Source organism: Plantactinospora sp. ZYX-F-223 (genome assembly GCF_039649625.1).
Lineage (GTDB): Bacteria > Actinomycetota > Actinomycetes > Mycobacteriales > Micromonosporaceae > Plantactinospora.
In genome coordinates this window covers 44,065-57,339 of record NZ_JBDJAV010000042.1, presented here as the reverse complement: position 1 = coordinate 57,339, position 13,275 = coordinate 44,065, and the positions used below count along the sequence as shown (strand labels likewise).

General features: G+C 72.8%; 17 protein-coding genes. 5 read left to right on the top strand and 12 right to left on the bottom strand.

What is annotated here, in order from left to right; all coding sequences use genetic code 11:
• Nucleotides 1-179: 179 nt before the first annotated feature.
• The 8 genes from gcvH to AAH979_RS32850 form a co-directional block, all read right to left on the bottom strand.
• Entirely contained in the window at nucleotides 180-560 is a 381-nt protein-coding gene (gcvH, locus tag AAH979_RS32885) for a glycine cleavage system protein GcvH (protein WP_346262024.1), read from the bottom strand.
• 68 nt (nucleotides 561-628) lie between these two features.
• A complete protein-coding gene (locus tag AAH979_RS32880; protein ID WP_346262023.1) occupies nucleotides 629-1,645 on the bottom strand; it encodes a DUF881 domain-containing protein in 1,017 nt (338 codons plus the stop codon).
• Nucleotides 1,646-1,656: 11 nt separating this feature from the next.
• Nucleotides 1,657-1,989, bottom strand: coding sequence for a small basic family protein (locus AAH979_RS32875; RefSeq protein ID WP_203866211.1), 333 nt, complete (start codon nucleotides 1,987-1,989; stop codon nucleotides 1,657-1,659).
• Complete coding sequence (locus AAH979_RS32870; RefSeq protein WP_346262022.1) at nucleotides 1,986-2,888, bottom strand: DUF881 domain-containing protein; 903 nt, start codon at nucleotides 2,886-2,888, stop codon at nucleotides 1,986-1,988. Before AAH979_RS32870 ends, AAH979_RS32875 begins: the two co-directional genes overlap by 4 nt.
• Nucleotides 2,885-3,445 carry a CDP-alcohol phosphatidyltransferase family protein gene (locus AAH979_RS32865; RefSeq protein WP_346262046.1) on the bottom strand — a complete coding sequence of 187 codons (561 nt, stop codon included), beginning with the start codon at nucleotides 3,443-3,445 and terminating at the stop codon, nucleotides 2,885-2,887. Before AAH979_RS32865 ends, AAH979_RS32870 begins: the two co-directional genes overlap by 4 nt.
• A gap of 460 nt (nucleotides 3,446-3,905) precedes the next feature.
• Nucleotides 3,906-4,298 carry a DUF2267 domain-containing protein gene (locus AAH979_RS32860; protein ID WP_346262021.1) on the bottom strand — a complete coding sequence of 131 codons (393 nt, stop codon included), beginning with the start codon at nucleotides 4,296-4,298 and terminating at the stop codon, nucleotides 3,906-3,908.
• 93 nt (nucleotides 4,299-4,391) lie between these two features.
• Nucleotides 4,392-5,507, bottom strand: a complete 1,116-nt coding sequence (locus AAH979_RS32855) for an N-acetylmuramoyl-L-alanine amidase (RefSeq protein ID WP_346262020.1) — start codon at nucleotides 5,505-5,507, stop codon at nucleotides 4,392-4,394.
• Nucleotides 5,508-5,695: 188 nt separating this feature from the next.
• The gene (locus AAH979_RS32850) at nucleotides 5,696-6,853 is read right to left on the bottom strand and encodes an XdhC family protein (RefSeq protein WP_346262019.1); all 1,158 of its coding nucleotides are present in this window, start codon (nucleotides 6,851-6,853) and stop codon (nucleotides 5,696-5,698) included.
• 260 nt (nucleotides 6,854-7,113) lie between these two features.
• Here AAH979_RS32850 and AAH979_RS32845 point away from each other — a divergent pair, with 260 nt between their 5' ends.
• Nucleotides 7,114-7,326 carry a phosphatidylethanolamine-binding protein gene (locus AAH979_RS32845; RefSeq protein WP_346262018.1) on the top strand — a complete coding sequence of 71 codons (213 nt, stop codon included), beginning with the start codon at nucleotides 7,114-7,116 and terminating at the stop codon, nucleotides 7,324-7,326.
• A 74-nt stretch (nucleotides 7,327-7,400) separates the two neighbouring features.
• Nucleotides 7,401-7,844, top strand: a complete 444-nt coding sequence (locus tag AAH979_RS32840; protein WP_346262045.1) for a hypothetical protein — start codon at nucleotides 7,401-7,403, stop codon at nucleotides 7,842-7,844.
• Nucleotides 7,845-7,905: 61 nt separating this feature from the next.
• On the opposite strand, the gene AAH979_RS32835 is transcribed toward AAH979_RS32840, so the two are convergent.
• Nucleotides 7,906-8,127: a hypothetical protein gene (locus AAH979_RS32835; RefSeq protein ID WP_346262017.1), complete on the bottom strand. Its 222-nt coding sequence runs from the start codon at nucleotides 8,125-8,127 to the stop codon at nucleotides 7,906-7,908.
• A gap of 211 nt (nucleotides 8,128-8,338) precedes the next feature.
• On the opposite strand from AAH979_RS32835, the gene AAH979_RS32830 reads away from it, so the two are divergent.
• Entirely contained in the window at nucleotides 8,339-8,992 is a 654-nt protein-coding gene (locus tag AAH979_RS32830) for a hypothetical protein (RefSeq protein ID WP_346262016.1), read from the top strand.
• 31 nt (nucleotides 8,993-9,023) lie between these two features.
• Here the strand turns inward: AAH979_RS32830 and AAH979_RS32825 are convergent, their stop codons facing one another.
• A complete protein-coding gene (locus AAH979_RS32825) occupies nucleotides 9,024-9,176 on the bottom strand; it encodes an amidophosphoribosyltransferase (protein WP_346262044.1) in 153 nt (50 codons plus the stop codon).
• A 193-nt stretch (nucleotides 9,177-9,369) separates the two neighbouring features.
• On the opposite strand from AAH979_RS32825, the gene AAH979_RS32820 reads away from it, so the two are divergent.
• Nucleotides 9,370-10,455, top strand: coding sequence for an SRPBCC domain-containing protein (locus AAH979_RS32820; protein WP_346262015.1), 1,086 nt, complete (start codon nucleotides 9,370-9,372; stop codon nucleotides 10,453-10,455).
• Between the two features lie 10 nt (nucleotides 10,456-10,465).
• On the opposite strand, the gene AAH979_RS32815 is transcribed toward AAH979_RS32820, so the two are convergent.
• Nucleotides 10,466-11,794: a DUF1343 domain-containing protein gene (locus AAH979_RS32815; protein WP_346262014.1), complete on the bottom strand. Its 1,329-nt coding sequence runs from the start codon at nucleotides 11,792-11,794 to the stop codon at nucleotides 10,466-10,468.
• 95 nt (nucleotides 11,795-11,889) lie between these two features.
• Nucleotides 11,890-12,093 carry a hypothetical protein gene (locus AAH979_RS32810; RefSeq protein WP_130462943.1) on the bottom strand — a complete coding sequence of 68 codons (204 nt, stop codon included), beginning with the start codon at nucleotides 12,091-12,093 and terminating at the stop codon, nucleotides 11,890-11,892.
• 131 nt (nucleotides 12,094-12,224) lie between these two features.
• Here AAH979_RS32810 and AAH979_RS32805 point away from each other — a divergent pair, with 131 nt between their 5' ends.
• Nucleotides 12,225-13,265, top strand: coding sequence for a DUF6461 domain-containing protein (locus tag AAH979_RS32805; RefSeq protein ID WP_346262013.1), 1,041 nt, complete (start codon nucleotides 12,225-12,227; stop codon nucleotides 13,263-13,265).
• Nucleotides 13,266-13,275 lie beyond the last annotated feature (10 nt).

Sequence of the window (13,275 nt, the reverse complement as noted above, 5' to 3'; positions counted from 1 at the left end):
GGTGTTACGGGTCTGGCCGCCGGGCGCCCTCGGGGCCCAGCGGCTGGCTCCCCCGTGCCCGGGAAGGCATTTCCGCAACGCGCAACTATTGGTTCTCGGTCGACTGGGCGAGCCTAGCCAGCGCCGAAATACAGGGCAACCAGACGCGCGGACACAACCACGCGACGGCGTCACCACGATCAGCTCTCGGTCAGCTCCCGATAAGCCTCGGCGGTCAACAAACCAGCCACCGCCGACGCGTCACTGGGCGCGATCTCGACCAGCCAACCCGAGCCGTACGGGTCGGTGTTGATCACCTCAGGAGTATCCGTGAGCTGCTCGTTCCGCGCCACCACCGTACCGGTCAACGGGGCGTAGATCTCCGAGACGCTCTTGGTCGACTCGACCTCACCGAACGATTCGCCGGCCTGCACCGTCGCACCCTCGTCGGGAAGCTGGACATAAACGATGTCGCCCAGCGCGTCCTGCGCGAAGTGGGTGATGCCCACCCGCACCGGTCCGCTGCCGTCGCCAGCCACCCACTCGTGCTCGGCGGTGTACCGCAGGTCCTCAGGAATCACCAGACGCGTCCTTCTTCATCGCACCAGCCAATACCGGGACGCCGAGTCGCCGTCCCGACCGCGCCCGGTCAGGAGACCGGACGCGCATGTTGCAGATCCTTCGGCGGGCTGAGGGCCGTCACGTCGACCACCTCCCGCTCCTGGATCGCCACGTTACCGCCGTCCCCGCTGACCGATGCCACCACCCCGCCCGGGATGTTCAGTGCGGTTTGCATCGTCTTCGGATCGCCGATCACCGAGATCATGTACGGTCCGGTCAACCGCCGTCCACTCACCGAGATACCGCCGTCCGCGTCGAGGAAGTACGTCGACGCGATGATCCGCACCGTGGCACCGTCACCGCCGGAGATCTGCATCGCCTCCGCCCCCGCGCCCCGCAGCTCCTGCACCGCGTCCAACACCCGCGACGCCGCGATCGGCTTGCTCACCGGCATGAAACTGACCGTCAACCCCGGCCCCCGGGCCGGCAACGTCCCCGCCAGGATGCCCAACTCGTCGGCCCGCCGGGTCGCCTCGTCCAACGCCGCCTGCCGCCCCTCGGCACCGGAGTTCAACTGCCGCTGGCTCTCCTCCAGCGCCGCGATGTCCTGCCGGACCCGCTCCTCCTGCGCGTCCAGGTCCGACAGGATCCGCACCAGGTCCTCCTGGCGGGTCGTCTCCAGCGACGCGTCCGTGGAGTTGGTCCGCAACTGCACCGCCAGGGTGAACCCCAGCAGCGCCAGCAGCACCCCGATCATCGCGTTCGCCGCGGTCAGCCGGGGCAGCAGCCGGCGAACCGCCGACGCCGGCCCGACCGGCTCCGGCGGCTCCGGCGGCGGGATCGGCACCGTCTCGTCGTCCCCCGGCAACGGCACGGTCGGCCCGTCGTCGGTCGACAGCCGCACCGTGGGCCCGTCGTCCGCCGAGACCGTACTCCGGTCGGCACCCGGGTCCCCGTCACCGGCCGGCCCCGGCGTGGCCGGCCGCTCCGCGGCGGCGCCGTCCGGCGACTCCGGCGTACCCGGCGTCCGGTCCGCCGGCGAACCACCCGGTACCGGGCCCCTGGCCGCCTCGTCCGGACTGTTCTGCTCGCTCGCTCCCGCCATCGCCGTCGAACCTACGCCCGGAACAGGTGCCGGCGAATAGCCGCCACGTTGCCGAAGATCCGGACACCGAGCACCACCACGACACCGGTGGACAACTGCCCACCGACGCCGAGCTGGTCACCCAGGTAGACGATGAGCCCGGCGACCAGCACGTTCGAGATGAACGAGATCACAAACTGCTTGTCGTCGAAGATGCCGTCGAGCTTGGCCCGCACCCCGCCGAACACCGCGTCCAAGGCCGCCACCACGGCGATCGGCAGGTACGGCTGGAGCGCCGACGGAACCGTCGGATCCAGCCAGACGCCGAGCAACACCCCGGCGAGCAACGCGAGCACAGCGATCATCGGCCGCCTCCATGCGGACTCGGGGACCCCCCGCCACCCGCCGACGACCCGGACGGCGTCGGGGTGGGCTCGGGCGAGGGTGTGGCATAGCGCAGCCGCGGCTCCGTCGCGGCCGGCAGAGTCAGATCGTCGACCCTACGGAACTCGAACGACATCCCGTGCTCCTCGGAGACGCTGTCCAGCAACCGCGCCGCCGCGCTGTCCCGGAACCGGCGCTCCAGCTGACCGGGACCGATCGCGGACACCTCGTACGGGCCGATCACCGGCTTGAAGTCGACCAGAATGGCGCCACCCGCCGCCCGGATCGTCGAGGTGGCGGTCAGCCGCTGCCCGTTGATCGAGACCGCCTCCGCCCCGCCACTCCATAGCGCGTTCGCGATGTCCTGGAGGTCACGGTCGAGTACCCGGCCGAGATTCGTCGCACCGGCACCCGTGACCGCGTCCGGCTCCTCGGGCGCGTCCGCGACCCGCACCACCAGACCGTCACCGCGCACCCGGCCCAGCCCGGTGGCCGCCTCCAGATTCCGCAGGTTCGCCGCCGCGCTGCCGGACAGCGCCGCGTCCCGCTGCCGGAGCACCTCGGCACGCAGCCGGTCGGCCCGCTCGGTCAGCGCGGCATTCTCAGCCTCCCGCTGCTTGATCTGGGTCACCAGGCCGGCCCGCGCCTTGCTGCGACTCGGCTCCGCCGCCACCGTCTGGCGGTAGGCCATCGCGAGCAGCAGCCCCAGCACGACCAGGGTCACCAGGGTCACCGCCCGGGGCATCGACCGCCGCCATCCGGTGGCCGGCACCGCACGCCGGCGCCGCGCGGCCGCATCGGCGTAACCGGGGTCGAGCGGGTTCTGGAAGAGCTCGGTGAGGAAATCGGCCGCGTACGTCCGCTTGCCCTGCCCGGTCATCCCACCTCCGCCCGTGCCGCCCGGATCAGCCGGACGGCCTGGATCAGGTAGAGCCCGCCGGCCAGCCAATACAGGACCAGTCCCCACAGTGCCAGCCCCCAGCCGATCGCCCCGGCAGCGGTAGCCGCCCCGGGCACCGTAGCCGCGAGCAGCAGTACCGGAAAAGCGGCCAGTAGTACGAACGTCGCCGTCTTGCCCAGATAGTGCACCGGCGGCGGGCGGAAGCCGAAGTGGCGCAGCATGCCCAGATTGGCGGTCATCACGACGTCCCGGGCCAGCAGCGCGACAGTGAACTGCCACGGCACCACCTCGCGGACGGTCAGCGCGACCAGGGTGGCCAGGATGTAGAGCCGGTCGGCGACCGGGTCGAGCAGCTCGCCGAGCCGGCTGACCTGGCGCAGTCGCCGGGCGACGAAGCCGTCCACCCAGTCGCTCAGGCCACCGACGGCGAGGACGACCACGGCGGCCGCGTCCGCCTCGGTGACCAGGAAGAGGTAGAGGAAGAGCGGTACGCCGAGCAGCCGGACGAAACTGATCAGGTTGGGGACGGTGAGGATCCGCCCCGTCGAGCCAGCAGGCCCGGCGGTGGCGTCACCGGTTGGCTGGGCGTCATCCGCCCGCGCCGGCCGACGCGACACCGAACCTCCCTCTGCGCCACGGCCCGGCGTCCGCACGATGGCGGAGGACGGTCCAGAAACCGGTGCGCGCTCCGACCGACCTCTCGCCCGGGAACGGTTGACGCATTCCGGACGAGTGACGGCACCTGACGCAGCCCCGGTTACGGCGCATTCGGCTCCCGTGGCTGCTCAATTGCCGTGCCACTATATCCGGCCCGATTTTGGCGCGGCCGTCCGTGTCCGGTGTCTTCCGTTTCTGTCGTGCGGTGTGAGCAGGGGCACGCCGCGTAGGGCATCCTAGGATGCTAGTTCGGGTGCTGGGGCCGCCCGAACGGGCCGGACGGCGACGATCAGGCGTGGCCAGGCGGGATCAAGGACGGTGCGAAGGTGGATCGGCTGCTCAGCCGCTCAGGCCGGCCCGGCCGAACAGTACGGCGTACCCGGACGGCAGCTGGGTCAGCACGTCGTTGAGCTCACCGCCGGAGATGGCCTCGGCCACGGTGCACAGCACCGCGCTGGCGTCCCACTCGGCGGTCCGCGCGGTCGCTCCCGCCCCGGTGGCGACCCGGCCCAGGAACTCCCGTGCACCGAACGCACCCGCGGTACCCTGCCCGGCCGAGATCAGGGTCGCGGCCAGCGGGCCGGGCAACTGGGCGGCCAGATCCTCCGCCTCGTCCGGGTGCAGCCGCTGGGCGAGGATGCCGAGCACCAGGTGGGTCACCCGTTCCGCCTCCGCCGAATCGGCGTACTCGCCACGGTCGCGCACCTTGGCGACGAACTCGTCGTACCGCACTCCCCCACCCCCTTAGCCGCCTCCGGTACGCCGATACCCGTCGGCACGCCGTTGATGCGTTCCGGCGGGTATCGGCGACGGAGTCGGTACGGGTCAGACCCGGGTGACCCGTACGGCGTCGGCGATCACGTATCCCGTGGCGCCGCTCCACCGGCTCACCCCGACCACGTTCTTGTCGCCGGCGGTCAGCGTGAAGGTGCCCAGCGAACGCCACGTCCCGCCGCCGGTGCTCTGGTCCACCACCACCGTCTGGTTGCCGCTCTTGGCCAGCACGATGTACGGGGTGGCGGTGTTGTAGCCGGCGATGCCCGGGTACCAGGCGTCGATCCGGTACGTCCCCTCGGCCGGGATGTTCACCTTGTAGTACGCCACGTCGCTGATCGCGGCCGGGTCGGCGTACCGGTAGTCCGCGCCGTACCGCTCGGTGGAGTACGACGAGGTGAGCCAGTTGGCGCTGGCGGTGAACCGGCCGCTGGTGGTGTTGTCGACGATCGCGCTGAAGGCCGGCGGTGGGGTGGTGCCCCCGTCGAGCGCGTCGGCGACGTCGGCGCGCAGTTGCGGGAGCATGCCGTAGAGCACGTTGCCGGGGCAGGCGGTGGCCACGTAGTCCCGGTGGCCGTAGATCCGGGACGCGGCGATGCCGTACTGGTCGCAGACGTACGCGCAGAACTGCACCAGGCTGTCGTAGAGCGCGGCGGTCGGGGTGGCGCTGGTGTAGGTGCCCTCGTTCTCGATCCCGATGCCCTTGTCGTTCTGGCCCGGGCAGTGCGCGCCGACCACCATGCCGCTGCCGGCGCGCAGCCGGGACAGGCTGTTGTGCCGGCCCTCCATGATGTAGCCGCCACGGCTGATGGTGAAGTGCTGTCCCGAGTCGGACCAGCCGTTGCCGTCCATGTGGAAGTTCTGGATGCTGCGGGCCATCGCGTACGCGTGCGCCTGGGTGTAGTTGGTGGTGTTCGAGCCGGCGGTGTGGTGGATCACGATCTTGTCCGGCGAAGACGAGATCACGCTGAGCGAGCCCGGCGACCGGGCCCCCCAGGTGGCGCAGCTGGCGATGGTGGGGACGGGCACCGCGAGCGCGTCGACCTCGTCGGGCGCGGCCAGCGCCGGTGGCGCGCCGGCGATCGACACACCGCCGGTCGCGGCGCCGACACCGAGGAAGACCGCGCCGCGTACGACGTCGCGGCGGGACAGGGGGTTGCCGGTCACGTGGACCTCCAGGTGAACGGGGGTTGAAGGTTTCTTTGATGACGGCGGGAGAGATTGAAGGAATTCTTACCAGAGGATCGACGTTTACCGCTAGACCTGTCCCTTCGCGGATATCCGCGATCCGTCGACCGGCGCGCGGACGGGGTCGCCGCGCCGTCCCTCCCCCGCTGCGCCTGGCCCGGCCGGAATCAGCCGACCGGGGCGGCCTCGTCGGCTGCGGGCGCCTCGTGGTGGATCCGGCCGGACAGCGCCGACAGCGGGCTGCCGGTACCACCCCAGCGGCCGGCGACCACCTCGGCGGCGATGCTCACCGCGGTCTCCTCCGGGGTACGCGCGCCCAGGTCCAGCCCGAGCGGAGAGGAGAGCCGCCCCAGTTCCTCGGGGGAGAGACCGGCCGCCCGCAGCCGGGCCACCCGGTCGCCGTGGGTCCGCCGGGAGCCCATCGCGCCGACGTAGCCGAGCGGCAGCCGCAGCGCCACCTCCAGCACCGGCACGTCGAACTTCGGATCGTGGGTCAGTACGCAGACCACGGTCCGCCCGTCCAGCCGGCCGGCCTCCGCCTCGGCCCGCAGGTAGCGGTGCGGCCAGTCGACCACCACCTCGTGCGCGTCCGGCAGCCGGCGGGAGGTGGCGAAGACCGGCCGGGCGTCACAGACCGTGACTCGGTAGCCGAGGAACGCACCGATCCGGGCCAGCGCGGCGGCGAAGTCGATCGCGCCGAACACGATCATGCGGGGCGGGGCGGCGTACGCCGCGACGAAGAGCAGCAGGTCGTCGCCACGCCGTTGGCCGTGGTAGCCGTACCCGAGCGTGCCGGTCCGCCCGGTGGCGAGCAGGCCCCGACTGTCGTCGGTGGCCGCCGCGTCCAGCCGGTCGGTGCCGAGCGAGCCGGCGGTGCGGTCCGGCCAGACCACCAGCCGCCGGCCGAGCCGCCCGGCCGGATCGGACTCGCCGGCCGACACGCAGGTCACCACCGCGACCGGCGCACCGGCCCGGATCGAGGCCGCCACCTCGGCGAACTCGGCGAAACCGGCCGGGTCGACCCGTTCGATGTAGACGTCCAGGAGGCCGCCGCAGGTCAGGCCCACCGCGAACGCGTCGTCGTCGGTCACGCCGTAGCGTTGCAGCGCCGGCCGGCCGGTGGCGGTCACCTGCCGGGTCAGCTCGTAGACCGCGCCCTCGACGCAGCCGCCGGAGACGCTGCCGACCGCCGCCCCGTCCGGGCCGACCAGCATGGTGGCGCCGGCCTGCCTGGGCGCGGAACGCCAGGTCGCGACGACCGTCGCCATTCCGACCGGCTCGCCCGCCCGCCACCACCGGTCCAGTTCGTCCAGCACGTCACGCATGACCCGCTCACCCGTACCCGTTCCGCCTGCTCCGTTGGCCGGCAACGACTCCCCTGCGGTGCTCCCGCGCGGTTACCGGGCAACCTGGCACCATCCGTCGATCGTCCCATATGTCCGATCACCCGCGCCGGCCCATCCCGGACCGCGACTTGCGAGGTTACGCGCGCCAGACGGCCTCCCGGTGCGTCACGCTCCGTGAATGGGCCGGACCCGGGCGGGTAGACCAGCCGGGACGGCGCCGACACGACGGGAGGCACCCCATGCCAGGACCACGACCGGGCAGCAACGCGTACGACGTGGAGCGTGCGCGGCTGCGCAAGCGGATCGACGACTCCGGCCGCCGGACCAACGACGGCAAGGCCGACGACACCGCGAACCGGTACCTCCAGGAGGATCGCGGGCGGCGGGGTTTCGTCCGGGGCGAGCGAGGGCTCGGCCCGAAGGGTGAGCGCGGCCCGGGCGAGCCGAAGTGACCGGGAAACGCGTCGTCGCCGGCCTGCTGGATCGGCCGGCGACGGGTGGCCCGGTCACCGACGCGGTGGACGGGATGATCGCCGGTGCGGTCGGCAGTGTGGCGTTGAACGTGGTCACCTACCTCGACATGACCCTGCGGGCCCGACCGGCCAGCATCGTTCCGGAGGAGAGCGCCCAGCGGCTGGCCGAGATGCTGCACATCGGTCTGGGGCCCGAGGACCGGGCGGCGAACCGCCGCTCGGGCCTCGGGCCCCTGCTCGGCTACGCGACCGGCGTACTCTCCGGGGCCGCGCTCACCGTTATCGGGCTGCGCCGTCTTCCCGGACCGGTGGCGGCCGGGCTCTTCGGCGCCGGCGTGATGCTGGCGTCGGACGGCGCGTTGACGGTCCTGGGCAGCACCGATCCACGCCGGTGGAGCCGGACGGACTGGCTCTCCGAGATCGTGCCGCACCTGGTGTACGGGGTGGCCGCCGTCGCGACGCTCGGGCGGCTACGGCACACCCGGTGCCGCCGGTGACGGCCGCGGACCGGGTGATGCCGACGCGCGGGATCCCGCACCCGGTGCCCCGCCGTCCGGGTCACTCGATCCGGCGCGCCTCGCTGCGGCCCGCGGCCTTCCGGTCGGGATCCTCGGCAACGGGCCGGACAGACGGGCCGTACGGAGAGACCTGCTCGGGCGGGATCCGCCGGCCGTCGCCGCCCCGGACCCGGGTCGGGTCACCCGGCCGCGGACCCTTGCTGTCCTGCACCGTCGGGTTCAGTTCGTTGCGGCGCATCTCCGGCTGCTGCACGTTCGTCATCGCCGTCCCCTTCCGCCGTCGTACTCCCTCGATGGTGGGCGCCGGCCGGCGGTGGTCGCCGACCGGCGGGGTGCCCCGGGGGTTCGCAACGGCCCGTGCGCCGAGCTCGGCACGGACACCCGGGTACCCGACGTGGGGTTACCCGGTGCGGGTGGCACCATTCGGTCGGCCGCGCGGGTGCGTGGACCCGCTGCGCGGGTAACCGGACGGAATGAACCGTGACCGCGCAATGGTGCGGGTGCTGCTGGACCGGCAGGGCCGCACGTACGCCGAGGAGGCGGGCATCCGGCTGGCCGACCGGCCCGGCCCGCTCTACCAGTTGTTGGTGCTGACCACGCTGCTCAGCACCCGGATCCGGGCGGGTGTGGCGGTCGCCGCCGCCCGCGAACTCTTCGCCGCCGGCTGCCGTACCCCGCAGGGCACGGACGCGCTGAGCTGGCAGGACCGGGTGGACGCGCTGGGCCGGGGGCACTACCGCCGCTACGACGAGCGGACCGCGACGATGCTGGGCAACGCGGCACGGCTGTGCCTGGAGCGCTGGAACGGCGACCTGCGCCGGTTGCACCGGGAGGCCGGTAGTGACCCGAACGCGCTGCGCCGCGAACTGACCCGGTTTCCCGGAATCGGGCCGACCGGGGCGGACATCTTCCTCCGGGAGGCGCAGGCGGTCTGGCCGGACGTCCGCCCGTACGCCGACCGCCGGGCGGTGAACGCGGCCGGCCGGCTGGGTCTGCCGTCCACACCGGACAAGCTGGCCAGACTGGTCGGCGGCACCGACTTCCCGCGGCTGGCCTCCGCGCTGGTCCGGGTTTCGCTCGGTCAGCAGTCGATCGGCGAGCTGACCAGGGCGGCCGCCGCCCGCTGACCGGCCCACCCCGCAGGCGATGTTCTGGCGGTCAGCTCACCGGCTTGCCGGAGGTGGGTCTGGTCAGATACCACACGGTCAGTCCGGCCGCGACCGCCAGCAGCAGGACGGTGTTGGTGACCCTGCCTTCCTCCTCCCCGGTGCGGCCGAAGTAGATGACGGCGAGCGCGGCGCCGACCGACAACAGGGTCCGCAGTCCCTTGTTTTTCACGCAAATCATACTAATTATGGCAGAGGGTTCTCTTCCGGGAATCGGCCAACCACCCCGATCCGGTGACCCCGGCCGGGGTCGTCCGGGGCGGCGGTCGGTACCGGCTCCGACGTCGGTCGGCCGGGGCCGGGACATCCGCGCATACCGATGGACGTACAGTCTCGCCGTGACCGAAATCCGGACCACCGTCGAGCTGCGCCATCCCCCGGAGCGGGTCTGGCGGGCCCTCACCGACCGCGAGCTGCTGCCGAAGTGGTTCGCCTCGATCGAACCACGACCCACCTCGATCAGCCGGTTCGAGCTGCGCCCCGTGGACCTGCCCGAACTCGACGAGCTGATCATCGAGCTGATCGAGGTCGACCGGCCACACCGGATGGTGCTGCGCTGGCCGGAGGAGGGCCAGCCGACCCGGTTGGAGTGCGAGCTGACACCCACTGCGGAGGGCTGCCGGCTGACCGTCGTGCAGAGCGGCGAGGAGGAGCCCTGGCTGCCCGCCGACCCGGCCGGGCGCGAGGAGTGCTACCAGGGGCTACTCGACACCCGGCTGCCCGCCGTACTCGACTGGTTGGCCTTCCGCGAGGTGGACCTCCCCGGGCCGACCCAGATCATCAGTGCCGTGCCGGCCGGGCGGGCCGGGCCGGCACGGCGGTCACGGCGCCGGCTCGGCGCCGGGCTGGCGGTGCTGGCCCTGGCGGTGGGCGCGGTGGTCGTGGTCGCCGGCCTGGCCCGCGGCCGCGGCGACGACTCGCCGCCCGGAGCGGCGGCCACCGTCGCCAGCGCCGCGCCGAGCACGCCACCGGGTACGACCCCTCCGGTCGCCCGGACCCCGGCCAGCGGTGTCACCCCGGTCCAGCCCAGCCGGACGGCCCAGCCCGGCGCGACGCCTCGCCGGACGTCCCCGGCCGCCACCGCCAACCCGACCAGGCCGGGCCAGCCGAGGTTGACCGCCCAGTACAGCACGCTGTCGAGCCGGCTCCTCGGCTATCAGGGCGAGGTGGTGGTGGCCAACGACGGCGCGGCGACCGCGACCCGGTGGACAGTGGTGATCACCCTGGCCGGCGGTGCCCAGGTGGCGAGCGTCACCGGAGCGGAGAGCTACCGGCAGGAGGAGCAGCAGGTCACCTTCACCGGCGCCCCGCTCGCCGCCAACAGCTCGGCGACGATCCGGTTCGACGTGGAGCGCGCCGGCGCGCTGGCCCAGAAGCGGCCGACGAGCTGCGCCGTGGGCGACCAGCCGTGCGCGGGGCTGTGAGGACGACGGGTCAGTAGAGCAGGTACGGCCGGCGCCGGCGGTCGAACTCCGCCAACTCGGCCGACCAGGCTCCGACCACGTCCGGCACGTCGGCACCGGCGTCGATCATCGTACGCAGCCGGGTGGAGCCGGTCAGCTTGTCGATCCAGTACGGCCGGGCGGTGTCCCAGGTGTCCGCCCGCCAGGCGAACGCCGGGTATTTACGGGACTCGACCAGCAGCGCCACCCCGGTGCGCACCGGGTCGAACCGGGCCGGGTCGGTGACCTTCACCTCCACCCCCGCGCAGAGCTTGTTGAGCAGGGCCGGCTTCTGCCCGGCGGCGGTCGGCGAGAAGTACGCCTCCCGGAACTCGACTCCGGGCAGGTCCCGGGCGACGAGCCGGTCCACCAGGTGGTAGTCGAACTCGGTGGCCAGGCCGCCGATCAGCTCGAAGGGCCGGGTGGTGCCCCGCCCTTCGGTCATCGACGCGACCCCCTCGAACATGCAGGTGCCGGGATAGACCAGCGCGGTGTCCGGGGTCGGCATGTTCGGGCTGGGCAGCACCCACGGCACGCCGGTGTCGGCGGCGAAGTCGCCCCGCCGCCAGCCCCGGCACCTGACCACCGTCAGGTCGACCGGCCGGCCCGCCTCGGCCGGCAGGAACTCGCCGTTGTAGAACCGGGCCAGCTCGCCGACCGTCATGCCGTGCTGCTGCACGATCTCCTTCTTGCCGACGCCCGAGGTGAACGGCGTGGTCATCATCGGCCCGTACGCCCGCCCGCCGATCGGGTTCGGCCGGTCGAGTACGACGTACCGGCGGCCGAGGCGGGCGGCGGCGACCATGGAGTCGTAGAGGGTCCAGATGTAGGTGTAGAAGCGGGCGCCCACGTCCTGGATGTCGAAGACCACGGTGTCGACCCCGGCCTGGGTGATCAGTTCGCCCCACTTCGCCTGCGAGGCGCCGTACGCGTCGTAGACGGTGATGCCGGTCCGGGCGTCGATGCCGGTCCCCTCGCTGCCGCCGGCCTGGGCGGAGCCCCGGAACCCGTGCTCCGGCCCGAACGCGGCGGTGAGCCGCACCCGGCCGGAGGCGTGCATCAGGTCGACCAGGTGGCGGTAGCGGGCGTCCACTCCGGTCGGGTTGGACAGCACCCCGACCCGCTGGCCGGCGAGGACCGCGAACCTGGAGTCGACCAGCACGTCCAGGCCGGTGCTGACCCGCCGACCGTGCCGGCCCGAACCGGAGCGGTCCGCTGCGGTGTCCGGAGCGGCGGACGCGGCGGCGCCACCGAGGGCGCCGGCCGTCGCGCCCATGGCGCTCACGGCGGCGGTGCTGGCGAGGAACCTTCTGCGTTGCACGGCGGCCTCCCGGGGGCGGGGCTGCGGGCAGGGGACGTGTCGGAAGTTACCTACATCATAATGGTTGGTCAAGAAGGAAAATTACGAGAGCGGACTCAGAGCTCCTCCGCCTCCAGGTCACCGAGTTCGATGTTCTGGATCATCAGCCACCGGGCCAGCGCCGGCATGCCGTACAGCCACAGGGGTGCGGACTCGGTGGTGCCGTTGGTGGCGTAGATGGCGAACCGCAGGTCGGGAGCGTGGATCGCCTCGATCCGCCAGCGATGGTTCTTGTCCCGCCAGATGGCGGATGGGTCCATGCCCCTCACCGTAGTGCCGTCTCCGGTAGCGTTCGCCGGGTTTTGTCGTACGCCGGGTGTTGGCTCTGACGATCGGGGCGCGCCGCCGAGCCACCCGGTGGCAGGTGCCCGGCGGATCGGAAGGGGGCGGCATGGCCGACTACGACTGGCTCGACGACCACGGCCTCCGCGAGGCGTTCTGCCTGACGTTCGTCCGGGACCCGGACGAGCAGGCGGTGTTGCGCCGGTTCGGCGTCGAGCCGGCCAGCCTTCGATCGTTGACCGGCCTCGCCGAGGCCACCGAGCTGCCCTTCGACCACCTCGTGCTGGCCGGCCGGCTCGACGGCTGGGTCTTCGTGCTGGAGGAGAACGGGTTCCAGGGGATGCGGACCGAGGTGCTGCGGGCCGTCTCCGGCGGTACCGAGGCGGTGTCGCTCTATACCAACATCAACGGCAACCGGCGGTTCACGCACACCGTGGACGGCGTACTGCGCACCGGCTTCGACCCGAGTTCGCCGGTACGCCGCTGGGGCACGGCGCCGGACGCCCTGGTGCCGCTGATGCGCCGGGTCGGCCTGCCGGACAGTGGCGACGCCGGCTGGTCCAGTGCCGGGCTCGACGCGGGGCTACGCCTCGCCGACCTGCTCACCGGCGTGCACCTCGATGCCGACCGGCTGGCCGGACCGCTGAGCACCGGCCGGCTGGTGCCCCTGCTCCCGGATCCGCCCGCGCTGCCGACCTGGATGCTGCGCGAGGACCACGAGTTGTTGACCGCGATCACCTCCGCCCGGCCCGACCTGCTGCGCCGGGTGGTGGCGGCCGAGGCGCGGCGGCGCGCCGACGAGGCGGGGATCGACACCGAGCCGGTGGTGGCCGACGCGCTGGCCGAGGTGGACCGGGGCGGGACGCGGATCGTGCCGGACGACTCGGCGCTCGGTCTGCTGCTGCGCGAACTGGCCTGCCAGTCCGACGTCGCCGGCACCTCGCTGGCGCTGCCGACCCAGCGGGGCCGGATGACCGACGCGCAGCGCCAGCAGGCGTTCCTGCGGCACTCCGCCGGGCTGGCGGTGCAGGCGGCGCTCTTCCCCGACCCGGTGCGGGCCGCGTACGAGGTGCTCGGCTGGGTGGCACCGGCCCGTGATCCCGCCCGGGTCGCCCACCGCGCGCGGTTCCTCGCCGAGTTGCGGGGCTGACCACGCGCCC